Genomic DNA, 22273 nt, shown 5'->3' with positions numbered 1-22273 from the left:
CGGCCGGAACACCCGTCGCGTCCCAAGTCCCCCGCCTCGGTGCACGCCGATGAGCTGGGTGCCGTACCCGTCCTGATGTACCACCAGATCGTCAAGGACCCGCGCAGCGTGTACGACCGCAAGCCGTCGGACTTCCGCGCCGAGCTGGAGCGGCTGGCCGAAGAGGACTACGTGCCGGTGACCGCGGCCGCGTACAGCACGGGGAAGATCGACATACCGGCCGGCCGGCACCCCGTCGTCCTCACCTTCGACGACTCCACCGACAGCCAGTTCGCGCTGGGGAAGGACGGCCGTCCCGCGCCGGACAGCGCGGTCGGCATCCTGCTCGACGTGGCGAAGCGCCACCCGGCGTTCCGGCCGACGGCCACGCTCTTCGTGAACGGCGACCCGTTCCCCGCCACCGGCACGAAGAAGGCGCTGCGCTGGCTGCACGCGCACGGCTTCGAGGTCGGCAACCACACCCTGGACCACGCCAACCTGCGCGACATCTCCGCGGGACAGGCGCAGCACCAGATAGCCGCCGGCCAGCGGGTCGTCACCAGGAGCACGCCGGGTGCGAAGGTGACCTCGCTGGCCCTGCCGTTCGGCGTCCAGCCGAACCCGCCGGAGCTGGACCTCAAGGGCGGTGCGGACGGGGTGCGGTACGCGTACGACGGCGCCTATCTCGTGGGAGCGGGGCCTGCGCCCTCGCCGTACGCCACCTCCTTCGACCCGGTCGGCATACCGCGCATCCGGTCGGCGGGCGCGCACGGCCAGGACGCCCAATTCGGCTCCGCGCACTGGCTGGACGAGCTGCGGGACGGCGCGGTGAAGCGCTACACGTCGGACGGCGATCCGGACCGGATCTCCTATCCGAAGTCGGGGCCGGCCCGGCCGGCGAAGGAGTTCCGGGACCGGACCCGGCCGTACTGAGCCGCTGTACGGGCGGACAGCAGCACGCTGGGGCGCGCACGACCTCGTGCGCGCCCCAGTTCCTGGCCTCGGGTGCTATGCCTCGCTGGTGGACACCAGCGGGAACGGCTCCCGGCTCACCCGCCGTGCGTCGTCCAGCGGCCGCCGGGCCCGCGCGTCCCTCGGCGCGATGACGTGGAAGGCGGTGCCCAGCGCCCGGGCCCGCCGGAAGACCCGCACCAGCGCGGGCACCCCGCAGCAGGCGCAGACCGCCGAGCAGTCCGCGAGGTCCACCAGGAGGCTCGCGGCGCCGCGGTTGAGGAGGATGAGCATCTCCTCCCGGGCCTGGGTGACGCTGCCGCAGTCGAATTCCGGCGGGCGGAGCACCACGGCACCGCCACTCGTCCGACTGCACCGAAGGGTCCGGGGAGGACTGGACATCGCTTCTCCTGAACGGCCGGGCCGGCGCGCCGCACCGGCAGGGAATTCATGTGCCCACACGTGGTCCGCAGCATTGGCGTGCCGTTCGGATAACCGGTCACTCCGGCTCGGGGGAATTCCACGGTAGGGCGGCGGGCCGACACCCCGCCACCGCAGGGGCCGCCGCCACGTGCATTCGATGCGGATTTCGCCCCGCGGTTTCTCTTCCCGGTGACCGGCGGGTTCAGTCCTTCAGCTGAGGCAATACCTTTGTGCGATAGAAGTCGAAGAAACCGCGCTGGTCCTGGCCGATCTGGTTCACATAGACGGTGTCGAATCCGGCGTGCGCGTACTCGTTCAGCGCCGCGACATGGGCGTCCACGTCATCGCCGCAGGTCACGGCGGAGGCCACGTGCTCGGGAGTGACCAGGGTCGAGGCCTGCTCGAAATGGCGCGGGGACGGGAGTACCTGTCCCAGTTCGCCGGGCAGTTGCTCATTGGCCCACAGCCGGTGTGCGGTGCGGACGGCCTCGTCCTTGTCGGTTCCCCAGCAGACCTTCAGGCCGCCGCTCACCGGTTTGCCACCGCCGCCGCCCCGGCGGAAGCGCTCGATCGCGTCCGCATCCGGTGCGACGGTGATGAATCCGTCGCCGATCCGCGCGGCCAGTTCCGTGGCGGTCGGGCCGAAACCGGAGACGTCGATCCGTACCGGTTCCTCGGGGACGGTGTAGAGCCGTGCGTTCTGCACGGTGTAGTGCTTTCCGTGGTGGCTGACCTCCTTGCCGGTGAAGAGCGACCGCATGATCTGGATCGCCTCTTCCAGCATTTCCAGCCGGACCGAGGTCTGCGGCCATTCACCGCCCACGACCTGTTCGTTGAGCGCCTCGCCGCTGCCCACGCCGAGCCGGAACCGGCCGTTCAGCAGGACCGCGCTGGTGGCCGCCGCCTGTGCCGTGATCACCGGGTGCAGCCGCTTGGTCGGGCAGGTCACCGCGGTCTCCACCGGCAGTGACGTGGCCTCGGCGAGCGCGCCGATCACCGACCAGACGAAGGGCGACTGGCCCTGCTCGTCGTTCCAGGGGTGGAAGTGGTCGGAGATCCACAGCGAGGTGAATCCGGCCTGCTCGGCCATGCGCGCCTGCTCCACCAGTGCGCGCGGGTCGTGCTCCTCGCAAGCGAGGAAGTAGCCGTATTCGGTCATCAGAAGCTCCTCGTGTTCCTGGTCCGCCACGCGAGTCCGGTGGCGGCCAGCGCCCCGGCGGCCGCGGCAGCGGCCAGCGGGCGGGCGTGCTCGGTGGCCCACAGCTGGACGGAGCGCGCGTGCGACGCGTCGTCGAAGGAGCCGTGGGCACCGTGGTCGCGGCCGTCCGCGCTGTCGACCGGCTTCCAGAGGTTGTCCGGGCTCGGCGGCCGGGACTCCTCGTCCGTCTGCTGCGAGTCGTATCCGGTACGCGCCAGATAGCGGTCCAGCAGTCCGGGGATGAACCGGTTGGCCAGCACCGTCGCCAGGGTGGAGCCGCCCACGCAGTACTGCCGACGGCCGGGGTGGTCAGCGGCGTGCACGATGCCGCGCGCGGCGACCTCCGGCTGGTAGATGGGGGCCACCGGCTGCGGACGGCGCGGCAGCCGGGAGAGCACCCAGGAGAACTGCGGGGTGTTGACGGCCGGCAGCTGGACGACGGTGATCCGTACGTTGCTCTTCTCGTGCATCAGCTCGGTGCGCACGGACGAGGTGAAGCCGAGGATCGCGTGCTTGGCGCCGCAGTACGCCGACTGGAGCGGGATGGACCGCTCGCCGAGCGCGGAGCCGGCCTGCACGATGGTGCCCGCGTCGCGCGGCATCATCCGGGACAGCGCCGCCCGCGTGCCGTTGACGAAGCCCAGGTACGTGACCTCCGTGACCCGCTTGTACTCCTCGGGGCGCACCTCGGTGAAGGGTGCGAAGACCCCGGCGAAGGCACAGTTGACCCAGACGTCGATCGGCCCGAACTCCGCCTCGACCGCGTCGGCGGCTGCCTCCACCTGCGCCGGGTCGGCGACGTCGGTGGGGAGTGCGAGGGCACGCCCGCCGGCCTCCTCCGCCTCGCGGACGGCGGCGTCCAGCCCCGCCTGCCCGCGGGCCAGCAGCCCGATGCGCGCGCCCCGGCGGGCGAACTCGCGGACGACCGCGCGGCCCACGCCGGCGCTGGCTCCGGTGACGACGACGGTCTGGCCCTGACTCATCGGCGGTCCTCCTCGGGCTCGGGCGGAGGCCGGGGCACCGGCGTCAGCGGGCCGGCCCGGACTCTTCGGGGGTGTGCGGGGGCGGTAGCGGATCGGGCGCGGGCCCGGGCTCCGGGCCCGGCGTCGGGGGCGCCGGGTTCGGCGGTACCGGGTCCGGCTCGGGTCCTGGGCTCGGCGCCGGGGGCACCGGGTCGGGGCCGGGGACGGGCGCGGGGCCCGGCGCGGGGCCGGGCTCCGGTCCTGGCGATCCCGGGCCGGGGCCCGGTGTCGGCGGTACCGGATCGGGGCCTGCGGGGCCGGGGCGTCCCGGCGGCTGCGGCGTGGTCACGAGTCCTCCAGCGAGGGTGTGCGGGCGGCCGTCGCGCCAGGGCGGGGGCGGGGGCAGGGCGCCTGCCCGCCGACCCGCCGGCGTCTCCCGGGTGCCCGCCGGACGCGGGCCCTAACGCCCGTCCGCGGGCGGAACCGGTCCGTCAGTGGGTCACCGGCGTGGACCAGCGCAGCACCGCGCCGAGCCCGCCGGGCGGCATCGCGTCGGTGTGGTGCAGCACCACGGCCTGCGCGCCGCCGGCCGCGGCGGCCCGCAGCAGCGCGTCGTCGGCGCGTGCGGGCTCGGGGTGCACCTCGCCGAGGTACTGCATCTCCGAGCCGCGCGCTGCGAGCTGGTCCGGCTCGGGGCCGACCCAGACCTCGCGGCCGGCGTCGCCGCCGTCGGGGCAGATGAGCAGCGTGTCGATGCGGTGCTCGCGGGCCGCCTCGATCAGGTTGGGCACGCCGGAGGTGACGTCGGCCTCGCCGTTGCTGCGGCCGCTGCCGGCCTGGAAGCGCTGGATGACGTCCTCGGTGTGCTCCACTTCGAGCGCGGCGCGCACCTGGGCGATGTCGCGTTCCAGCCGGGTGCTGTCGGCGCCCTCGGCCCGGCCGCCGTGCTCGCTCTCGTACGCCACGGCGCGCAGCTGCTCGGGGAGCCGGTCGCGCACGGACCGGCGCTCGCGGGCGTCGCCGGCCAGCAGGATCAGGTCGGCGCCGGAGTGCTCGACGGCCTGGGCGACGGCGTCGGCGATCTCGCCGGCGTTCTGCTCCCAGGTGTTCTCGACCTTCAGCTGGAAGTGCCGCTCGGACCAGTCGCTGGAGGCCGTCCGGTGCACCGGGTAGGTCTCGCCGCTGATCTGTCCGGCGCTGTCCCGCGTGGTGTCGCTGCGCAGTTCGAAGTCGGCGCCGGTGCGGTCCACGTACACCACGAGGCACACCGGGTTCTCGCCCAGCGCGTCCAGCAGCGGGGCCAGCCGCGGTACGGGCGACCAGGTGACGCCGCGGTCGGTGGGCGGCCCGGCGAGCGGGGTGTCCAGCACGACCTCGCCGCCGGTGGCGAAGACGGCGCGGCCCGAGTGGGCCAGGGACTGGCCGGGGCGGTCGGGCGTGACCAGGCAGTCGTGGACGGCGCGGCAGGTGGCCTCGTCGGCGCCGAGGGCCGACAGCTGGTCCGCCGCGCTCCGCGCGGCCAGCTCCTGCTGCTTGGCCGCGTCCTCCGTGTCGTGGGTGACATCGGCGTAGACGGACGCCCAGGGGCCGGGTCGTTCGACGATCGGTTGCAGGAGCGAGAGTCGCATGGCGCTTCCTCCTCGGATTGGGGCGTTCACCAGGTGCGGGGCCGGGAAGGGGGGCTTCGCCGGCCGGAGAATTCCGCTCTCCCAAGGCGTCGTCGCCGCGGTAGGCGCATCACTCTCCGGGGTGCCCCGAATGCCGCCTTTCATGCAGTTCGTCTTGGCCCCGTCCGACCGCTCCCGTGGCCCCGTCCGACCGGTCCGGCGTGCGGCGACGGCTCCCGGCGCGGCCCCGACCACGATGGAATCCGGCACTCCGCCTTCTGGGGCAGTGAGGTTTTCCCGCCTCGCACAACGGTTACCTGGCGAGCCGGGACCCATGCCGGGCAGCCCTCGTCGACGACTCCGGTGCGGCGCGGAGCGGGAAGGAGCCTTCGCAGGATGGCGGACAAGAAACAGGAGCAGCGGGAGCGGTACTACGCGCACGACCTCAGTGACGGACCGCTGACCACCGACCAGGGCGTCCCGGTGGACCACACCGACGATTCCCTGCAGGCGGGCGAGCGCGGGCCCACCCTGCTGGAGGACTTCCACTTCCGCGAGAAGCTCACCCGCTTCGACCATGAGCGCATCCCCGAGCGGGTGGTGCACGCGCGCGGCTCGGGTGCGTACGGCTACTTCGAGCCGTACGAGTCGTGCGCGGACTTCACGCGGGCCGCGTTCCTGCAGGACCCGGGCGTGCGGACGCCGGTCTTCGTGCGCTTCTCCACGGTCCAGGGGCCGCGTGGCTCGGCCGACACGGTGCGGGACGTCCGCGGCTTCGCGACGAAGTTCTACACCTCCGAGGGCAACTACGACCTGGTCGGCAACAACTTCCCGGTCTTCTTCATCCAGGACGGCATCAAGTTTCCCGACTTCGTGCACGCGGTGAAGATGGAGCCGCACAACGAGATGCCCACCGGCGCCTCGGCGCACGACACGCTGTGGGACTTCGTCTCGCTGCAGCCCGAGACGCTGCACACGATCATGTGGCTGATGTCGGACCGCGCGATCCCGCGCAGCTACCGCATGATGCAGGGCTTCGGCGTGCACACCTTCCGCTTCGTGAACGCGCAGGGCCGCGGCACCTTCGTGAAGTTCCACTGGAAGCCGAAGCTGGGCGTGCACTCCCTGGTGTGGGACGAGGCGCAGGAGGCGCAGGGCCGGGACCCGGACTTCAACCGCCGCGACCTGTGGGACTGCATCGAGGCCGGTGACTACCCGGAGTACGAGCTGGGCGTGCAGCTGGTGCCGGAGGAGGACGAGCACCGCTTCGACTTCGACCTGCTCGACGCCACGAAGATCATCCCGGAGGAGCAGGTGCCGGTCCGGCCGATCGGCCGGATGGTCCTGGACCGCAACCCCGACAACTTCTTCGCCGAGACCGAGCAGGTCGCCTTCCACACGGCGAACGTCGTCCCCGGCATCGACTTCACCAACGACCCGCTGCTCCAGGCCCGGAACTTCTCCTACCTGGACACCCAGCTGATCCGGCTGGGCGGCCCGAACTTCGCGCAGATCCCGGTCAACCGGCCGGTCGCGCCGGTGCGCAACAACCAGCGGGACGGCTACCACCAGGGCGAGATCCACCGCGGGACCACCAGCTACACCAAGAACTCGCTGGCCGGCGGCTGCCCCGCGGTGGCCGGCGCCGACGAGTCGGCCTTCCGGCACCTGACCGAGAAGGTCGACGGGCGCAAGATCCGCCGGCGCAGCGACAGCTTCCAGGACCACTACAGCCAGGCCGCGATGTTCTGGCGGTCGATGGCCGAGTGGGAGCAGCAGCACATCATCGAGGCGTTCCGCTTCGAGCTGGGCAAGGTGAAGGCCAAGGAGGTACGGGCCCGGACCGTTGACCAGCTGTCCCGCGTGGACCACACGCTCGCCGTCGCGGTCGCCGAGGGCATCGGCGTGGCGCCTCCGGAGCGGTACGACACCCCGGACGTGACGCCCTCCCCCGCGCTCAGCTTCGAGAACAACCGCGGCGACGGCTCGATCGCGACCCGCCAGGTCGCCGTGCTGGTCGCGGACGGCATCGACGCCGACCAGGTCGACACGGTCCGCTCCGCGCTGTCGGCGCAGGGCGCGAACGTGGAGGTGCTGGCGCCGCACGACGGCGAGTTCACCGGCTCCGACGGCGTCACCCACCCCGTGGACCGGGCGCTGCCCACCGTCGCCTCGGTCCTCTACGACGCGGTGGTGCTGCCCGGCGATCCGGCCTCGGTGCCCCGTACGGCGCAGGACCCGGCGGTGCTGAAGTTCGTCCGCGACGCCTACCGGCACGGCAAGGCCATCGGCGCGCTGGGCACCGGCATCGACGTGCTGAAGCTGCTGGAGCCCGCCCGGCTGCGGACCGCCGACGACCACGAGCACACCGTGTCCGACGAGGGCGTCGTCACGCACCACCCGGTCGGCCCGGCCAGCGAGCAGTTCGCGCAGGCCCTCATCACGGCGATCGGCGCGCACCGGCACTGGAACCGGCCGCCGCTGCGGCGCTGACCCCGCGGGCGGCCATCACGCCCACGCGGGCGAGCACAGCGCGAAGCGCGCGCCGGACGATCCGGCGCGCGCTTCGCGCAACGGGCCCGGCTCAGCGCTTGCTGCGCCGCCGGTGGCTGGTGTCGCACCACGGGTAGCGGCGGCTGCGGCGGCACATGCACAGGGCCACGCAGAAGCGGTCGGAGGTGGCCGTGCCGCCGTCCTCCAGCCGTACCTCGACCGGCCCCTCCACCAGGAGCGGGCCCTCCTTCGGGAGCGTGACGCGGCGGACGTCCCGGTCCGCCGCCCCGGCCGCCTCCCGCGCCGGTTCACGCGCGTCGTTCGGCACGGATCACCACCAGTTCTTCCTTCTCCTCGTCCGGCGCCACCAGGCCCCGGCTGTGCAGCCAGCCCTGCCGGGACCGCAGCACCGGTCCGAAGGGCACGAAGCGGTGCTCGACCACCACCGTCTCCAGCCCCGCCGCACGCAGCATCCGCAGGGTCGGTCCGGTGCCGCTGAGCGCCGAGTGCACCAGGAGCAGCACCCCGCCGGGCGCCAGCAGCCCCGGCGCGTCCCGGCAGATCCGGTCCAGCACCAGCCGCCCGTCGTGTCCGGCGTCCCAGGCCCGCGCGCTGCCGCGCCGGGGCAGCACGGCGGCGGGCGCCGGGACGTACGGCGGATTGCTGAGGACGAGGTCGAAGGAGCGGTCCGCCACGGGGGCGAGGAGGTTGCCGCGCACCACGCGCACGGGCAGGCCCGCGAGGCGGGCGTTGAGACGGGCCGCGAGGACCGCGCGCCGGGAGATGTCGACGGCGGTGACCTCGCCGCCGCGCCGGGCCGCTGCGAGCGCCAGGGCACCGGTGCCGGTGCCGATGTCCAGCACCCGCGCACCCTGCTCCAGCGGCTCGTGGCGCAGCGCGTCGGCCAGCAGGGCCGTGTCGTCCTGCGGGGCGTAGACCCCGGGAAGCGTAATCAAAGGCACGAAACAGGAGTACCCCCATAAAACGCTTTCAACGGCAGCACCCGGAGTCTCACGCGACGCGTGCCAGGTCCGGGCCGAGGGCCGTGCGCATCGCCGGCTCCCCCGCCCGCCAGGCGCTCAGCAGCCGCTCGCCGAAGCGGTCGTCCAGGTACCCGGTGGCGTCCACGCCGAAGGCGACGTCCCGCTCCAGATGCGGCTCCTCGGCCAGCAGGCCGTCGACGACCTCGTGCCGGACGATCTGCTCGTGCACCGCGTCGGCCTCGACGTGCTCGGTGTAGAAGAACTCCGCCGCCGAGCCCGCGCCGGCCCGCCGCATCGCCGCCGCCAGCCGGCGGGAGGCGGGCGAGGAGGTCACCTCCACGGCGGCGAAGTGGCCGACGAGCGCGCCGCGCAGCGCCCGGTGCAGCCCGAAGAGCGACATGACGTTGACCACGGCCAGCATCTCGGGGCCGGTCGCGTCGACGTAGCGCCCGTACGTGGTGTCCAGGCCGAGGTCCGTCATCAGGTCGGCGAAGAGCCGGGCGTGCACCCGGTCGGGGCGTCCGCCGCCGAACTCGTCGAACTCCACGGCCGCCATGCCGGCCTTCGCCCGGCCCCACAGCCGCGGCAGCACCCAGGCGTGCGGGTCGGCCTCCTTCAGGTGGTACAGGCTCCGCTGCGCCGCGTACTCGCGCAGCTGGTCGCGGGTGCCGGAGCGCTCCAGCACGTGCGAGACGCCGTCCCCGCCGACCGGCTCGACCAGCAGCTCGTCCAGCGCCTCCGCCGCGCTCCCGTGCCGGGTGGCGTCGGCGCGCAGCGCGTCGAGGAAGCGCCGTTCCAGGACGCCCCTGACCCGCAGCAGGTCCGGGTCCCACTCCCGCGCAGGGTCCACGCCGGCGAAGCCGCGGTAGTGCAGTTCGTACGCCACGTACAGCGCCAGCTGCAGGTCGTCGCCGTACGGGTCGGCCGCGGCCGCCGCCTCGCCCACGGCGGGCGGGCCGCCGTCGCGCAGGGCGCTGATCATGGCCGCCGAGACCGGACCGCGGTCCTCCGGCAGTGCGGGACCGGTCAGCTCGTCACTCATCGCTGTGCTTCACCCCTGGACGTGATCGGTGGCTCTTCCGCCACCGAGTGCCCCTCATGCCTGCGGTGTCACCTCGACCCGCACCAGACGGCAGCAGCGCTGCAGGATGCGGGAGACGTGCATCTGCGAGATGCCGACCTCCTCGGCGATCTGGCTCTGGGTCATGTCACGGAAGAACCGCAGGTAGAGGATGATCCGTTCGCGCTGCGGCAGGGCACGCAGCACGGGTGCCGCGCACATCCGCTCCTCGACCAGCTCCAGCTCCGGGTCCTCGTCCCCCAGGAAGTCGGCGAGGTGGAAGGAGTGGCCCGCGTCCGTGCTCATCGGGCACTCCAGCGACAGCGCCGTGTACGCGCCCTGCGCCTCCAGGCCCAGCACCACGTCCTCCTCGGAGAGCCCGGTGTGCTCGGCCAGGTCGCCGATCGTGAGGCTGCCCGAGCCGTTGCGGAATTCCAGCTGCTCGCGCGCCTGGTGGACGGTGGCCCGCAGCTCCTGGGTGCGGCGCGGCACGTGGACGGCCCACAGGTCGTCCCGGAAGTGCCGCCGCAGCTCGCCGAGGATGGTGGGGATCGCGTACGCCGGGAAGGGCGTGCCGGACGTGGGGTCGAACCGGTCGACGGCCTTGAGGAGGCCGACGGCGGCGACCTGCCGCAGGTCCTCCTCGGTCTCGCCGCGGCCGCTGTAGCGGCGGGCGAGCCGGTTGGCCATCGGCAGCCAGCCGCAGACGATCTCCTCGCGCACCTGCTTGCGCTCCGCGCCGTCCGGCAACTTCGCCAGCCGGGCGAATGCGGCGTCGGTGTCCGGGGCATCCGGATGGCGGCGGAGCGCTGTGGAGGCTGCCATGGCCTTCCCTTCCGGTCGGGATTCCGGCACCGGCGGAATCTCCCGCAACGCGCGAGGACCGCCCGTACCCCGGCTGCCGGGGTGGATTTTACTTTCCGGCTAAAACACTCGTTCTCGAATTCCCTGCCCGGAACAGCCGGGCAGAACGGGTCCGCCCGGCGACATATCCCGGTTCGCTGTCCACATTTTCTCACTTCGCCGCACGCCGCACGTGGACACGGCTTTCCACGGGCGTCCGCGGTGCGGTGCGACGGGCCCCGTACCGGCGACGACCGGCGTACGCGGCGTTCCGGTCCAGGAAAATCCGGCGCTCCGCCGAATGTGTGACACGTGTCGTTTCCGGCACAAGCGGGTACCCGGCCGACATGACCAGCTACGAGTCCTTGGCGTCTCCCAACCGTGACCTGCTCGTCGGTATCGGTCCCTTCGTCGCGGGCCTCATCGTCGTGCTCATCCTCATCGGTGCCGTCGTCCTCGGCCTGCGGCGCAAGCGCTCCCGTCCGGCCGAGAACCAGCCGGCCGCACCCGAGAATCCGATCGGGTACGAGACGGGAATGCGTGCGGATGACGAGGTGACCGCCGACGGCCGTCGCCGTATGCCGTACGAGTTCGACCAGACGCGCGGTACGCGTCCGTCCGACGGCGAACCGCCGAAATGGCAGGAAGGCCACAGCGGCTCCTTCGGCAACGGCTGACGTCACGGGGCACGGTGTCGCCACCCGCCCCGAGCGGTCGCCCGCGGAGAACGCGGCCGGCCGCCCGTCGGCATGCCCGCACGCTGCGCCGAACGGCTGAAAGTCCGGTCCGGAAGGCGGCGGTGCGGGCCTTTCCCCGAATGCTCCGGTGCCCTGCCGGGCCATCATGCGGAATGAGGCACGATCGGCCGGCCCATGGGCCCCGGAGGGAGTTCGGTGCAGGTGTTCCGACGGCGCAGGGCCCGGCTGGAGGATGCGGCCGAAGGCGCGGCCGTCACCGCGTTCACCGCCCTTGAGCAGCGGCTTCCGGTGACCGAAGCGGCCCGGGCACTGCTCCGCAAGGCCTTTCCCGACCACTGGTCGTTCCTGCTCGGGGAAATCGCGCTCTACAGCTTCCTGGTACTGGTACTGACCGGTACCTACCTCACGCTGTTCTTCGACCCGAGCATGGCGGAGACCGTCTACCACGGCCGCCACATTCCGCTCGACGGTACGCGGATGTCCCATGCGTACGCCTCCACCCTGGACATCAGTTTCGCCGTGCGCGGCGGTCTGCTGATCCGGCAGATCCATCACTGGGCGTCCCTGGTGTTCCTGGCCGCGGTCGGCGTCCATCTGCTCCGCGTCTTTTTCACCGGGGCCTTCCGGCGGCCGCGCGAGATGAACTGGATGATCGGTGTCACGCTGTTCATGCTGGCGATGCTGGAGGGTTTCGCCGGTTACTCGCTGCCGGACGATTCGCTGTCCGGAACGGGGCTGCGGACCGCCAACTCGATCGTCACCTCCATTCCCTTCGCCGGGACCTACCTGAATTTCTTCCTGTGGGGCGGCCCGTATCCGGGGACGGACATCATTCCCCGCCTCTACGTGCTCCACATCCTGCTCATTCCGGGAATCATCCTGGCGCTGGTGGGCCTGCACCTGATGCTCGTGGTCGTGCTCAAACACACGCACTGGAACAAGCGCGGGCACACCAACAGGAACGTCGTCGGACAGCCGATGGTCCCGCAGTTCACCGCGAAGTCCACCGGTCTCTTCCTGATGATTTTCGGCGTACTCGCGGGGCTCGCCGCCGTCACCCAGATCAATCCGGTCTGGGATTACGGACCGTACCGGCCGGACCAGGTGGCCACCGATGCCCAGCCCGACTGGTACGTGGGATTCCTGGAGGGCGGCCTGCGCCTCATGCCGCCTTTCGAGACGAATCTGTGGGGCCACACGGTCATGTGGAACGTCTTCATCCCCACCCTGGTACTCCCCGGCCTGCTCTTCGTCTCGCTGTACCTCTATCCGTTCTTCGAGCGCTGGGTGACCGGGGACCGCGGCGAGCACCACCTGTGCGACCGGCCCCGGAACCGGCCCACCCGTACCGCGCTCGGCGCTGCCGCCGTCGTCTTCTACGCGATCCTGCTGCTGGGCGGCGGCAACGACGTGATCGCCTACAGCTTCCGGGTCTCGGTCGACGCGCTCACCTGGGTGCTGCGCGTCGCCCTCGTCGTGGCGCCGGTGCTCGCCTTCCTGCTCACCAAGCGGCTCTGCCTGGCCCTCCAGGCCGCCGACCGCGAGCTGCTCACCGAGGGCGAGGAGACCGGTGAGGTGAGCCAGAACGTCTACGGCGAGCTGACCGACGCCCGTACCGGGATCTCCGCCGACCGTGCGTACCGCATCCTGGTGCGGGACGTCCCCGAGCCGCTGCCGGGCCCGGCGGACGGCCGTACGGCGCGCGGGCAGCGGCTGCGGATCGCGCTGAGCGGCTGGTACTACCGCGACCACGTGCCGATGCCGGCCGACGCCGAACAGCGGCGGGAGATCGGCGAGCGGACCGCTGCGCCGGACCGCGCTAGCGGTCGCTGAACTCGAAGACCATCCCGAAGGCGCCGGCCACCAGCAGCCCGAAGCCGATGAAGAAGAGCCACGCGCCGAAGACGATGCCGAGGCCCGCGAGCGCGGCGCCCAGCGCGGTGAGCGGCGGGAACCCGCTCTTCGGCGGGAAGAAGTCCAGCCGGCCGGAGCGCTGCACGACCTCGCCGCCCTTGTCGTCCTCCGGGCGGTCCCCCCGGCGCCGGTGGTTCATCGCGCAGAAGAAGCTCACCACGGTCGCCATCAGGAAGGACACGGTCAGCGCCGCCACCCCGGCCGGCTCCAGCGACCACAGCGCGTAGACGACGTCGACGACGAGGAAGAACGCCGCGACGCCACCGAAGAGGTAAGCCTCGATCTTCATCCGGTGGGCTCTCCGTGCGGGTCGGGGGTCGGCTCCTGCGCGCCGTGCTCACCGGCCGGCAGGCCGAACGCCTCGGGGTGGTGCAGGTCGAAGGCGGGCGAGTCGGAGCGGATGCGGGGCAGTGCGTGGAAGTTGTGCCGGGGCGGCGGGCAGGAGGTGGCCCATTCGAGTGACCGGCCCCAGCCCCAGGGGTCGTCCACGGTCACCTTCGCCGCGTACTTCGTCGTCTTCCAGACGTTGTAGAGGAACGGCAGCGTGGACAGGCCGAGGAGGAAGGCGCCGATCGAGGAGACGGTGTTGAGGGTGGTGAAGCCGTCGGCCGCGAGGTAGTCCGCGTACCGCCGGGGCATGCCGATCTCGCCGAGCCAGTGCTGGACGAGGAAGGTGGTCTGGAAACCGATGAACAGCGTCCAGAAGTGGATCTTGCCGAGCCGTTCGTCGAGCATCCGGCCGGTCAGCTTGGGCCACCAGAAGTAGAACCCTGCGAACATCGCGAACACCACCGTCCCGAACAGGACGTAGTGCAGGTGCGCGACGATGAAGTAGGTGTCGGTGACGTGGAAGTCCAGCGGCGGCGAGGCGATCAGCACCCCGCTCAGCCCGCCGAGCAGGAAGGTCACCAGGAAGCCGCCGGCCCACAGCATCGGCGTCTCGAAGGAGAGGCTGCCCCGCCACATCGTGCCGATCCAGTTGAAGAACTTCACGCCCGTGGGCGCCGCGATCAGGAACGACATGATCGAGAAGAACGGCAGCAGCACCATGCCGGTGGCGAACATGTGGTGCGCCCACACCGTCGCCGAGAGCATCGTGATGGCGATGGTCGCGCCGACCATGCCGACGTAGCCGAACACCGGCTTCCGGCTGAAGACCGGCACGACCTCGGTGATCACGCCGAAGAACGGCAGTGCCGCGATGTAGACCTCGGGATGGCCGAAGAACCAGAACAGGTGCTGCCAGAGCACCGCCCCGCCGTTCGCCGCGTCGAAGACGTGCGCCCCGAACTTCCGGTCGGCGAGCAGCGCGAAGAGCGCGGCCGTGAGCACCGGGAAGGCCAGCAGCACGAGGATCGAGGTGAACAGCACGTTCCAGGTGAAGATCGGCATCCGGAACATCGTCATGCCGGGCGCGCGCAGGCACATGATGGTCGCGATGAAGTTCACCGCGCCCAGCGTCGTGCTGAGCCCGGAGAGGATCAGGCCCATCGCCCACAGGTCGCCGCCCTCCCCCGGCGTGCGCACCGGGCCGTTGAGGGGCGCGTACGCGAACCAGCCGAAGGACGCGGCGCCCTGCGGGGTGAGGAAGCCGGAGACGACGATCAGTCCGCCGAAGAGGAACAGCCAGTAGGTCAGCGCGTTCAGCCGGGGGAAGGCCACGTCGGGCGCGCCGATCTGGAGCGGCATGACGGCGTTGGCGAACCCGGCGAACATCGGCGTCGCGAACAGCAGCATCATGATCGTGCCGTGGATGGTGAACAGCTGGTTGTACTGCTCGTTCGTGACCAGTTGCAGTCCCGGGCGGGCCAGCTCGGTCCGCATCAGCATCGCCAGCAATCCGGCGAACAGGAAGAAGAGGAACGCGGTCACGAGGTAGAGGTTGCCGATCACCTTGTGATCGGTGGTGGTCAGCCAGCCGCGGATCCGGCTGCCGTGCTCGATGCGGCGCGTCGCGGCGGCCGCCGCGCGCGCCTGCCGCTCAACGTGGACCACCGCTTGCCTCCGTCCGACCGGTCCGACACCGTCAGACTGTCACCACCGGCGGCATTTCCCGCGGTACGCAGCGCCCCGCGGCCGGCCGCCACCCGTAAGGAGCACGCACGGTTCGGCTCATGGACAGGTCATGGGCACCTCCCGGTCACGCAATGATCGTGAGGCGGGGTTTCGCTGCCTCCTCGTACGCCGCAAGAATTGCCCCGCGCACCATGCGTCTCTCTTGCCCCCACCGACGAAGAGGTCACCCGCCCATGCCGCATCTGGACCGCCGCCGCTTCCTGCAACTCGCCGGAGGAACGGCCGCCTTCACCGCGCTGTCCGGCTCCCTCGCGCGCGCCGCCGCGATCCCGGCCCAGCACCGCTCCGGCACCATCGAGGACGTCGAGCACATCGTCGTACTGATGCAGGAGAACCGGTCCTTCGACCACTACTTCGGCTCGCTCCGCGGTGTGCGCGGCTTCGGCGACCCGCGCCCGGTGACGCTGCCCAGCGGCAAGCCGGTGTGGCACCAGTCGGACGGCACGAAGGAGGTGCTGCCGTTCCGGCCCGAGGCCGACAATCTGGGCCTGCAGTTCATCCAGGACCTCAACCACGACTGGGCCGGCAGCCACCGGGCATGGAACGACGGCAAGTACGACCAGTGGATCCCCGCGAAGTCGGCGACCACGATGGCGTACCTGACGCGCGAGGACATCCCCTTCCACTACGCGCTCGCCGACACCTTCACCATCTGCGACGCCTACCACTGCTCGCTGATCGGCTCGACCGACCCCAACCGGTACTACCTGTGGTCCGGGTACACCGGCAACGACGGCAAGGGCGGCGGCCCGGTGCTCGGCAACGAGGAGGCCGGCTACAGCTGGACCACCTACCCCGAGCGGCTGGAGAAGGCGGGCGTCTCCTGGAAGATCTACCAGGACGTCGGCGACGGGCTGGACGCGGACGGCAAGTGGGGCTGGATCGACGACGCCTACCGGGGCACCTACGGCGACAACTCGCTGCTGTACTTCGACCAGTACCGCAACGCGAAGCCCGGTGACCCGCTGTACGACAAGGCCCGCACCGGCACGAACGTCAAGCAGGGCGACGGCCTCTTCGACCGGCTGCGTGCCGACGTCAAGGGCGGCAAGCTGCCGAAGATCTCCTGGATCGTGGCGCCCGAGGCGTTCACCGAGCACCCCAACTGGCCCGCGAACTACGGCGCCTGGTACGTCTCCCAGGTGCTGGACGCGCTCACCTCCGACCCCGAGGTATGGAGCAAGACGGCCCTCTTCCTCACCTACGACGAGAACGACGGCTTCTTCGACCACGTCGTGCCGCCGTACCCGCCGTCCTCCGACGCGCAGGGCCGCTCCACCGTGGACGTCGGCCCGGACCTCTACAAGGGCGGCAAGGGCTACGCCGCCGGCCCGTACGGCCTCGGGCAGCGGGTGCCGATGCTGGTCGTCTCCCCCTGGAGCAAGGGCGGCTACGTCTGCTCGGAGACCTTCGACCACACCTCCGTCATCCGCTTCATGGAGCGCCGCTTCGGCGTCCACGAGCCGAACATCTCGCCCTGGCGGCGTGCCATCTGCGGCGACCTGACCTCGGCCTTCGACTTCGCGCACCCCGACACCCGGCCGGCCGGCCTGCCGGACACCGAGGGCTACCGCCCGCCGGACGGCGACCGGCACGACGACTACGTGCCCAAGCCGCCCGCCAGCCCGTCCCTGCCCCGCCAGGAGAAGGGCTCCCGCCCGGCACGTGCACTGCCCTACGCCCCGTACGCGGACGGCAAGGCCGACTCGGCCGCGGGGAAGTACACGCTCACCCTCAGCGGCGGCGACAAGGCGGGCGCGGCCTTCTACGTCACCGCGGGGAACCGGGGCGACGGCCCGTGGACGTACACCGCGGCGGCCGGCAAGCCGGTCTCGGACACCTGGAACACCGCGTACTCGAAGGGCGTGTACGACCTCTCGGTCTTCGGCCCCAACGGGTTCCTGCGGGTCTTCAAGGGCCCGGGGAAGACCGCGGGGCCCGAGGTGACCGCGCGCCATGACGCCACCACCGGCAATGTGAAGCTGACGTTCACCAACACCGGCCGGTCCGACGCCGACCTCACGCTGAAGGACGCCTACGGCAGCCCCGCGCAGACGTTCAAGGTCCGCGCCGGTGCCACCGTCACCCACACCGTCGACCTGCGCCCCAGCAAGCGCTGGTACGACCTGACGGTGACGTCCGAGGCCGACGCGACGTTCCTCCGCCGCTTCGCCGGCCATGTGGAGACCGGCGAGCCGGGCGTCAGCGACCCGGCGATCCTGACCGTCTGACGGGCCTCACCGGCGCCCGGCCGTCCGCCTCACCGGCGGGCGGCCGGGCGCTCGTGCGTTGTGGGGAGTCATTCATGAGCGGCGGCCGTACCGCTCAGGTCTTGTCCTGCGGCTCCCCGGCCACGTCGCTGATGGACCGCAACGCGTCGGTCAGCGCGGTGCGTTGCTCCGGGGTCAGGCCGCGCAGGGCCGTCGCGTCGACCTCGTCGGCGAGCGGCCCTGTCCGCTCCAGGGCGCGGACGCCCTCCTCGGTGAGGCGGAGCAGCTTGCGGCGGCGGTTCGCCGGGTCGACGCGGCGGGTCAGCAGACCGCGCTGTTCGAGGCGGTGCACGAGGGGCGCCAGGGTGGCGAGGTCGATGCCGGTGACCCGGCCGAGCCGGGACTGGTCGACGTCGGGCTGCTCGCGCACCGTGAGGAGCACCGCGTACTGCGGGGGCGTGACGTCGCCGACGGTGGACTGCCAGACCGCGGTGTAGGCCTGGAGCGAGCGCCGCAGCAGGTGGAGGGGCGACTCCCGCAGCGACGGGGACTGCGGTGTGCGTGGCGCGGCGATGAGGTCCTCCAGGTGCGAATGGGGGTGGCTTTTTGATTCTGCCAGGACGGGCGTACATTCGTACACGAACGATTCGTGTACGACAGAAGGACGGCCATGGCACGCCCCAAGGACCTCCGCGACTACCTCGACGCCCTCCAGGAGCTGGGCGACCTCCGCACCATCGACCGGGTGGTCGACCCGCACCTGGAAGTCGGCGCCGTCATCCGCCGCTCGTACGAGACCCGCGCACCCGCGCCGCTGTTCACCGACATCAAGGGCGCGGCACCCGGCCACCGGCTGCTCGGCGCCCCCGGCGCGCTCAGCTCGGCGCCCGGCAGGCCGCTCGCCCGTATCGCCCTCTCGCTCGGGCTCGGCCCGGACGCCGGCGCCCGGGAGATCGTCGACGCGCTGGCCACCGCACGGACCCGCGAGCCGGTCCCGCCGCGGCTGGTGGAGACCGGGCCGTGCAAGCAGAACGTGCTGCGCGGCGCGGACGCCTCGCTCGCCCGCTTCCCCACTCCCCTGCTGCACGAGGGCGACGGCGGCCCGTACGTGAACACCTGGGGCACGATCATCGCCCGCACCCCGGACGGGAAGTTCACCAACTGGTCCATCGCGCGGATCATGATGATCGACGACACCCATCTGACGGGCCTGGTCCTGCACCCGCAGCACATCGCGTACGTCTGGCAGCAGTGGGCGGACCGCGGCGAGGACATGCCCTTCGCGCTGGTCCAGGGCGGCGACCCCGCGCTGCCGTTCGTCTCCGGCATGCCGCTGCCGGACGGCGTGGAGGAGGCCGGCTACCTCGGCGCGCTGCTCGGCGAGCCCATGGAGCTGGTGCAGTGCGAGACCGTCGACCTCCAGGTGCCGGCCAACGCCGAGATCGTCATCGAGGGCCACCTCTCCGCCGGGCGCACCGGCGTCGAGGGCCCGATGGGCGAGTTCGCCGGCTACCGCCCGCACGAGACCACGATGCAGCCCGTCTACACCATCGAGGCCATCACCCACCGCGACGATCCCGTCTGGCCGACCGTGGTCGAGGGCGAGCCGGTGGACGAGTTCCACACCGCCACCGGGCTGACCCTGGCCGCCGAGGCGCTGGCCGCGCTGCGCGCCGCGGGGCTGCCGGTCACCACGGCGTGGGAGCCCTTCGAGATGGCGTCGCACGCGCTGGTCGTCAGCGTCGCGGCCGACTGGCGCGACCGGCTGCCGGGGGTGGGCACGGAGGAGCTGGCCCGGCGGATCACCGAGGTCGTCGACGCGCAGCGGTTCGCCTATCTCGTGCCGCGCCTCTACGTGCTCGACGACGACGTGGACGCCTCCGACATCGGCGAGCTGACCTGGGCACTCGCCACCCGCGTCCACCCCACCGAGCGGCGCGTCGTGCGGCACGGCAAGGTGCTGCCGCTGCTGTCGGTGTACACGCCCGAGGAGCGGCACTCCTGGCACGGCCCCCGGGTGACCTACGACGCGCTGCTGCCCTCGGTGGCCGAGGGGCGCGAGCCGCGCAGCTCCTTCCGGCACATCTTCCCGGCGGAGATCCAGGAGCGGGTGCTGGCGCACTGGGAGCACTGACGGCTCCGGCGGTTCCCGCACCGCCGACGGGGCTCGGCGTCGGTTCGGTAACGGTGAAGGAACTGTGTTGGTTCGACTGTGCAAATGTTGCTTAAAGTAACTTTGGCGGCGGTCCCGGTGGCGACGATCCCGGTGGCCGCCCGCGGTGGAACGGACTGACGAGCGGGAGCGGATGCGCGTGGTGCGAGCTGCGGAGCGGGAGCGGTGAGCGGGCGCGTACACCCCGCCACCGCTGCCCTGGCCGCCCTTCCCTATGCGGTGATGGCACTGGTCACGCTGGTGGACCTGACGGCCGGGCCGGGCGCCGGCTTCCTGCCGCTGGTCTCCCTCGGGCCGGCCTTCGCCGGACTGACCGGCAGCTGGCGGCGGACCGCCCTGATCGGCGTGGTCTCCTTCGTGCTCTGCCTGGTCCTCGGGGTCTACGACGGGCTCTTCACCGGGCGCCGCGGCTACACCGCGCTGCTCTCGGTCGCCGGGGTCACCGTCGCGGGCGTGGCGGCCGCCGTGATGCGCCGGCGCCGGGAGGCGGAGCTGGCGAGCGTGCGCTCCATCGCCGAGGTCGCGCAGCGCGTCCTGCTGCGGCCCGTGCCGCGCGGCGCGGGCCGGCTGAGCGTGGCCGTCTCCTACACCTCCGCGGTCGCCGAGGCACGGATCGGCGGGGACCTGTACGAGGTGGTGGCGTCGCCGTACGGCGTGCGGGCGCTCATCGGGGACGTGCAGGGCAAGGGGCTGGAGGCGGTGGAGACGGCCGCCGTGGTCGTCGGCGCCTTCCGCGAGGCCGCGTACGACGAGGCGGACCTGGCGGCCGTCGGCGCCCGGCTCGAACGCGCCCTGGAACGGCACCTGCCGGACGAGAAGTTCGTCACCGCCGTGCTCGCCGAGGCCGGCGCGGGGCACACCATGACGCTGCTCAACTACGGCCATCCCGCGCCGCTGACCGTCCGCCGGAACGGCGAAGTGGCCTACCTCGCGCCGCCGCGCCGGGCGCTGCCGCTCGGGCTCACCGCGCACGGGGAGGGCGGCCCGGAGCCGTACGACGTCGGCTTCGCGCCCGGCGACCAGGTGCTCTTCTACACCGACGGGGTCACCGAGGCACGGGACGGCGGCGGCTGCTTCTACCCGCTGGACGAGCGCGCCGGGCTGCTGAAGGAGCCCGACCCGCAGGCCGCGGTGGACGCCATCCGCGCGGACCTGGTGGCGCACACCGGCGGCCCGCTGCACGACGACGCCGCGATGCTGCTGGTCCGCTACCGCACCGCCTGACCGGGCCGGCGGCGGGCCCGGCACGCCCGCGCGGCCGGCTACTTGCGCGCCTCGGCCAGCGTGTGCGCGACGAGGGCGTTGGCGTGGCCGTGCCCCAGGCCGTGCTCGGTCTTCAGCCATGCGACCAGCTCCATGTGTTTCGTCAGCGGGGAGGTGCGGACGAGGTCCTGCCACTCCGCTATCGGCCGGCCGTACTTCCTCTCGATGGACGGGAAGTAACTCGCGGGGCCCTTGGGCTTCTCAGTCATGCGCGCAGTGTGGCACCCGCCACTGACAACGGCGCCGGCCGCGCGGCCCGGCCTGCGACGACGGTGCGTCAGAGCTCCAGCCGGTCCTCCGCAGCGCGCATCCAGTCCCGGGCGGCGACGGGGTCCATCCGGGCGCGGTCCAGGACGACGTAGAGGAAGACGCCCTCGTACCGGCGGCGCCGCACCAGGGGGCGGATCAGGTGGTACTCGCTGTCGAGCGTGATGAGGATGTCCTCTATCCGGTCCTGCCGGTACCCGAGGAGTTCGAGCGTGAAGAGCTTGGCCCGCACGACGTCGGTGTCCCCCAGCGCCGCCTTCTCCAGGTCGGGGCCCGCGGTGCCGACGGCGCCGAGCGTCAGCCGGCTGAAGTAGTCGACGATGGAGGCACCCAGCACTCCATCGATGCGCACGATGTCGCGCAGCGTCTCTTCGATGTCTGCCATTGGCCCACCCACCCCGTGCTCGTACCGGCATCCTGCCACGCGCCCGACGTGCGCCGGGACCGACCCGTGAAACGGGCATGTGCCCCGTGAACTGGCGGCGCGCAGCGCCGGTGACCAGGCATCAAGAACGCATAAAGATTGCCGGGTTCCGGCAATGACACTTCGGGTGAACACCTGAAAACATGGCGCTGACCAGGGGAGGATACGCACGGGGGAGGTGTTCCGATGGCCTGGTTTCTCGGTCTCGGCATCGCGGGAATCGTGGTGCTGGCACTGTCGCTGGTCCTCGACGGCGTACTGGAAGGGCTCTTCGACGGCCTCGGCGTGCTCGACGGCCTCTTCGACGGGCTGCTGTCGCTGCCGGTGATCGCGGGCTTCGTCTCGGCACTGGGCTTCGGGGGCGCGCTCGTCCTGGGCACCACCGGCCTCGGGGCCGGTGCCGCCGCGGCGGCCGGGACGCTCGCCGGGCTGGCCGTCGGCCGGCTGACCTGGCACGTCTGCCGGGCGCTGATGCGCGATCAGACCGCGGCGACGCCGCAGGGGGACGACCTGATCGGCACCGCGGGCTCGGTCGTGACCGCCATCCCCGCCGACGGCTACGGCGAGGTGCTGCTGCGCCTCGCGGGCCAGCCGGTGAAGCTGGCGGCCAGGGGCGACGTGCCCCTCCCCCGCGGCGCCGAGGTCTGGGTGGCGGCCACGCTGTCCCCCACCTCGGTGGCGGTGCGCCCCGTCGAGCGCTGATCCGCACCCGGGCGCCGTCCTCTCACCCCACGCTCCGACCCGAGCAT

General features: G+C 72.0%; 21 protein-coding genes. 8 read left to right on the top strand and 13 right to left on the bottom strand.

What is annotated here, in order from left to right:
• Window positions 1-39 precede the first annotated feature (39 nt).
• Entirely contained in the window at window positions 40-912 is an 873-nt protein-coding gene (locus C3486_RS00495; protein ID WP_181138390.1) for a polysaccharide deacetylase family protein, read from the top strand.
• Between the two features lie 75 nt (window positions 913-987).
• On the opposite strand, the gene C3486_RS00490 is transcribed toward C3486_RS00495, so the two are convergent.
• From C3486_RS00490 to C3486_RS00475, 4 genes are all read right to left on the bottom strand, one after another.
• Entirely contained in the window at window positions 988-1281 is a 294-nt protein-coding gene (locus C3486_RS00490; RefSeq protein WP_103830476.1) for a hypothetical protein, read from the bottom strand.
• Between the two features lie 274 nt (window positions 1282-1555).
• Window positions 1556-2512, bottom strand: a complete 957-nt coding sequence (locus C3486_RS00485; RefSeq protein ID WP_103830475.1) for an LLM class F420-dependent oxidoreductase — start codon at window positions 2510-2512, stop codon at window positions 1556-1558.
• On the bottom strand, window positions 2512-3534 hold the full coding sequence (locus C3486_RS00480; RefSeq protein ID WP_103830474.1) for an SDR family oxidoreductase: 1023 nt from the start codon (window positions 3532-3534) through the stop codon (window positions 2512-2514). The genes C3486_RS00485 and C3486_RS00480 overlap by 1 nt, the downstream gene beginning before the upstream one ends.
• Before the next feature lie 470 nt (window positions 3535-4004).
• Window positions 4005-5141, bottom strand: coding sequence for a Vms1/Ankzf1 family peptidyl-tRNA hydrolase (locus C3486_RS00475; RefSeq protein ID WP_103830473.1), 1137 nt, complete (start codon window positions 5139-5141; stop codon window positions 4005-4007).
• 375 nt (window positions 5142-5516) lie between these two features.
• On the opposite strand from C3486_RS00475, the gene C3486_RS00470 reads away from it, so the two are divergent.
• Window positions 5517-7613, top strand: a complete 2097-nt coding sequence (locus tag C3486_RS00470) for a catalase (RefSeq protein WP_103830472.1) — start codon at window positions 5517-5519, stop codon at window positions 7611-7613.
• A 91-nt stretch (window positions 7614-7704) separates the two neighbouring features.
• Here the strand turns inward: C3486_RS00470 and C3486_RS00465 are convergent, their stop codons facing one another.
• From C3486_RS00465 to C3486_RS00450, 4 genes are read right to left on the bottom strand one after another with little or no spacing between them, the layout of a single operon-like run.
• Window positions 7705-7941 (bottom strand): CDGSH iron-sulfur domain-containing protein, encoded by a 237-nt coding sequence (locus C3486_RS00465; RefSeq protein WP_103830471.1) that lies wholly within the window; start codon window positions 7939-7941, stop codon window positions 7705-7707.
• Window positions 7922-8575, bottom strand: a complete 654-nt coding sequence (locus C3486_RS00460) for a HemK2/MTQ2 family protein methyltransferase (RefSeq protein WP_103830470.1) — start codon at window positions 8573-8575, stop codon at window positions 7922-7924. Before C3486_RS00460 ends, C3486_RS00465 begins: the two co-directional genes overlap by 20 nt.
• 49 nt (window positions 8576-8624) lie before the next feature.
• Window positions 8625-9638, bottom strand: a complete 1014-nt coding sequence (locus C3486_RS00455) for an iron-containing redox enzyme family protein (RefSeq protein ID WP_103830469.1) — start codon at window positions 9636-9638, stop codon at window positions 8625-8627.
• Window positions 9639-9692: 54 nt separating this feature from the next.
• On the bottom strand, window positions 9693-10481 hold the full coding sequence (locus C3486_RS00450; protein ID WP_103830468.1) for a SigB/SigF/SigG family RNA polymerase sigma factor: 789 nt from the start codon (window positions 10479-10481) through the stop codon (window positions 9693-9695).
• 365 nt (window positions 10482-10846) lie between these two features.
• Between C3486_RS00450 and C3486_RS00445 the strand changes: the two genes are divergently transcribed.
• A complete protein-coding gene (locus tag C3486_RS00445) occupies window positions 10847-11176 on the top strand; it encodes a DUF6479 family protein (RefSeq protein ID WP_103830467.1) in 330 nt (109 codons plus the stop codon).
• Window positions 11177-11371: 195 nt separating this feature from the next.
• Window positions 11372-13030, top strand: a complete 1659-nt coding sequence (locus tag C3486_RS00440; RefSeq protein ID WP_103830466.1) for a ubiquinol-cytochrome c reductase cytochrome b subunit — start codon at window positions 11372-11374, stop codon at window positions 13028-13030.
• Here the strand turns inward: C3486_RS00440 and C3486_RS00435 are convergent.
• Window positions 13017-13400, bottom strand: coding sequence for a cytochrome c oxidase subunit 4 (locus C3486_RS00435; protein ID WP_103830465.1), 384 nt, complete (start codon window positions 13398-13400; stop codon window positions 13017-13019). The genes C3486_RS00440 and C3486_RS00435 overlap by 14 nt on opposite strands.
• On the bottom strand, window positions 13397-15055 hold the full coding sequence (ctaD, locus tag C3486_RS00430; RefSeq protein ID WP_374936826.1) for a cytochrome c oxidase subunit I: 1659 nt from the start codon (window positions 15053-15055) through the stop codon (window positions 13397-13399). The genes C3486_RS00435 and ctaD overlap by 4 nt, the downstream gene beginning before the upstream one ends.
• 305 nt (window positions 15056-15360) lie before the next feature.
• Between ctaD and C3486_RS00425 the strand changes: the two genes are divergently transcribed.
• Window positions 15361-17418, top strand: coding sequence for a phosphocholine-specific phospholipase C (locus C3486_RS00425; protein WP_103830463.1), 2058 nt, complete (start codon window positions 15361-15363; stop codon window positions 17416-17418).
• Between the two features lie 94 nt (window positions 17419-17512).
• Here C3486_RS00425 and C3486_RS00420 read toward each other — a convergent pair whose 3' ends face one another.
• Complete coding sequence (locus C3486_RS00420; protein WP_181138389.1) at window positions 17513-18037, bottom strand: MarR family winged helix-turn-helix transcriptional regulator; 525 nt, start codon at window positions 18035-18037, stop codon at window positions 17513-17515.
• 30 nt (window positions 18038-18067) lie between these two features.
• Here C3486_RS00420 and C3486_RS00415 point away from each other — a divergent pair, with 30 nt between their 5' ends.
• A complete protein-coding gene (locus C3486_RS00415; RefSeq protein ID WP_103830462.1) occupies window positions 18068-19531 on the top strand; it encodes a UbiD family decarboxylase in 1464 nt (487 codons plus the stop codon).
• Between the two features lie 204 nt (window positions 19532-19735).
• A complete protein-coding gene (locus tag C3486_RS00410) occupies window positions 19736-20794 on the top strand; it encodes a PP2C family protein-serine/threonine phosphatase (protein ID WP_374936824.1) in 1059 nt (352 codons plus the stop codon).
• A gap of 38 nt (window positions 20795-20832) precedes the next feature.
• On the opposite strand, the gene C3486_RS00405 is transcribed toward C3486_RS00410, so the two are convergent.
• Together C3486_RS00405 and C3486_RS00400 are read right to left on the bottom strand one after the other, a co-directional pair.
• A complete protein-coding gene (locus C3486_RS00405; RefSeq protein WP_103830461.1) occupies window positions 20833-21042 on the bottom strand; it encodes a DUF4287 domain-containing protein in 210 nt (69 codons plus the stop codon).
• 68 nt (window positions 21043-21110) lie between these two features.
• Window positions 21111-21485, bottom strand: a complete 375-nt coding sequence (locus tag C3486_RS00400) for a hypothetical protein (protein ID WP_103830460.1) — start codon at window positions 21483-21485, stop codon at window positions 21111-21113.
• 225 nt (window positions 21486-21710) lie between these two features.
• On the opposite strand from C3486_RS00400, the gene C3486_RS00395 reads away from it, so the two are divergent.
• Window positions 21711-22226 (top strand): hypothetical protein, encoded by a 516-nt coding sequence (locus tag C3486_RS00395; RefSeq protein ID WP_103830459.1) that lies wholly within the window; start codon window positions 21711-21713, stop codon window positions 22224-22226.
• The last annotated feature ends 47 nt before the right edge of the window (window positions 22227-22273 follow it).

Source organism: Streptomyces sp. Ru73, assembly GCF_002920575.1.
Classification (GTDB): domain Bacteria; phylum Actinomycetota; class Actinomycetes; order Streptomycetales; family Streptomycetaceae; genus Streptomyces.
The sequence above is the reverse complement of the archived record's forward strand: the minus strand, read 5'-3'. Positions and strand labels throughout refer to the sequence as shown.

What these genes read in the sequence shown, in the direction of transcription:
- C3486_RS00445 (WP_103830467.1), top strand. Translation starts at nt 10,847, where the DNA reads ATGACCAGCTACGAGTCCTTGGCGTCTCCCAACCGTGACCTGCTCGTC.
- C3486_RS00395 (WP_103830459.1), top strand. Translation starts at nt 21,711, where the DNA reads ATGGCCTGGTTTCTCGGTCTCGGCATCGCGGGAATCGTGGTGCTGGCA.
- C3486_RS00450 (WP_103830468.1), bottom strand. Translation starts at nt 10,481, where the DNA reads ATGGCAGCCTCCACAGCGCTCCGCCGCCATCCGGATGCCCCGGACACC.
- C3486_RS00415 (WP_103830462.1), top strand. Translation starts at nt 18,068, where the DNA reads ATGGCACGCCCCAAGGACCTCCGCGACTACCTCGACGCCCTCCAGGAG.
- C3486_RS00435 (WP_103830465.1), bottom strand. Translation starts at nt 13,400, where the DNA reads ATGAAGATCGAGGCTTACCTCTTCGGTGGCGTCGCGGCGTTCTTCCTC.
- C3486_RS00440 (WP_103830466.1), top strand. Translation starts at nt 11,372, where the DNA reads ATGGGCCCCGGAGGGAGTTCGGTGCAGGTGTTCCGACGGCGCAGGGCC.
- C3486_RS00400 (WP_103830460.1), bottom strand. Translation starts at nt 21,485, where the DNA reads ATGGCAGACATCGAAGAGACGCTGCGCGACATCGTGCGCATCGATGGA.
- C3486_RS00485 (WP_103830475.1), bottom strand. Translation starts at nt 2,512, where the DNA reads ATGACCGAATACGGCTACTTCCTCGCTTGCGAGGAGCACGACCCGCGC.
- C3486_RS00425 (WP_103830463.1), top strand. Translation starts at nt 15,361, where the DNA reads ATGCCGCATCTGGACCGCCGCCGCTTCCTGCAACTCGCCGGAGGAACG.
- C3486_RS00475 (WP_103830473.1), bottom strand. Translation starts at nt 5,141, where the DNA reads ATGCGACTCTCGCTCCTGCAACCGATCGTCGAACGACCCGGCCCCTGG.
- C3486_RS00480 (WP_103830474.1), bottom strand. Translation starts at nt 3,534, where the DNA reads ATGAGTCAGGGCCAGACCGTCGTCGTCACCGGAGCCAGCGCCGGCGTG.
- C3486_RS00470 (WP_103830472.1), top strand. Translation starts at nt 5,517, where the DNA reads ATGGCGGACAAGAAACAGGAGCAGCGGGAGCGGTACTACGCGCACGAC.
- C3486_RS00405 (WP_103830461.1), bottom strand. Translation starts at nt 21,042, where the DNA reads ATGACTGAGAAGCCCAAGGGCCCCGCGAGTTACTTCCCGTCCATCGAG.
- C3486_RS00455 (WP_103830469.1), bottom strand. Translation starts at nt 9,638, where the DNA reads ATGAGTGACGAGCTGACCGGTCCCGCACTGCCGGAGGACCGCGGTCCG.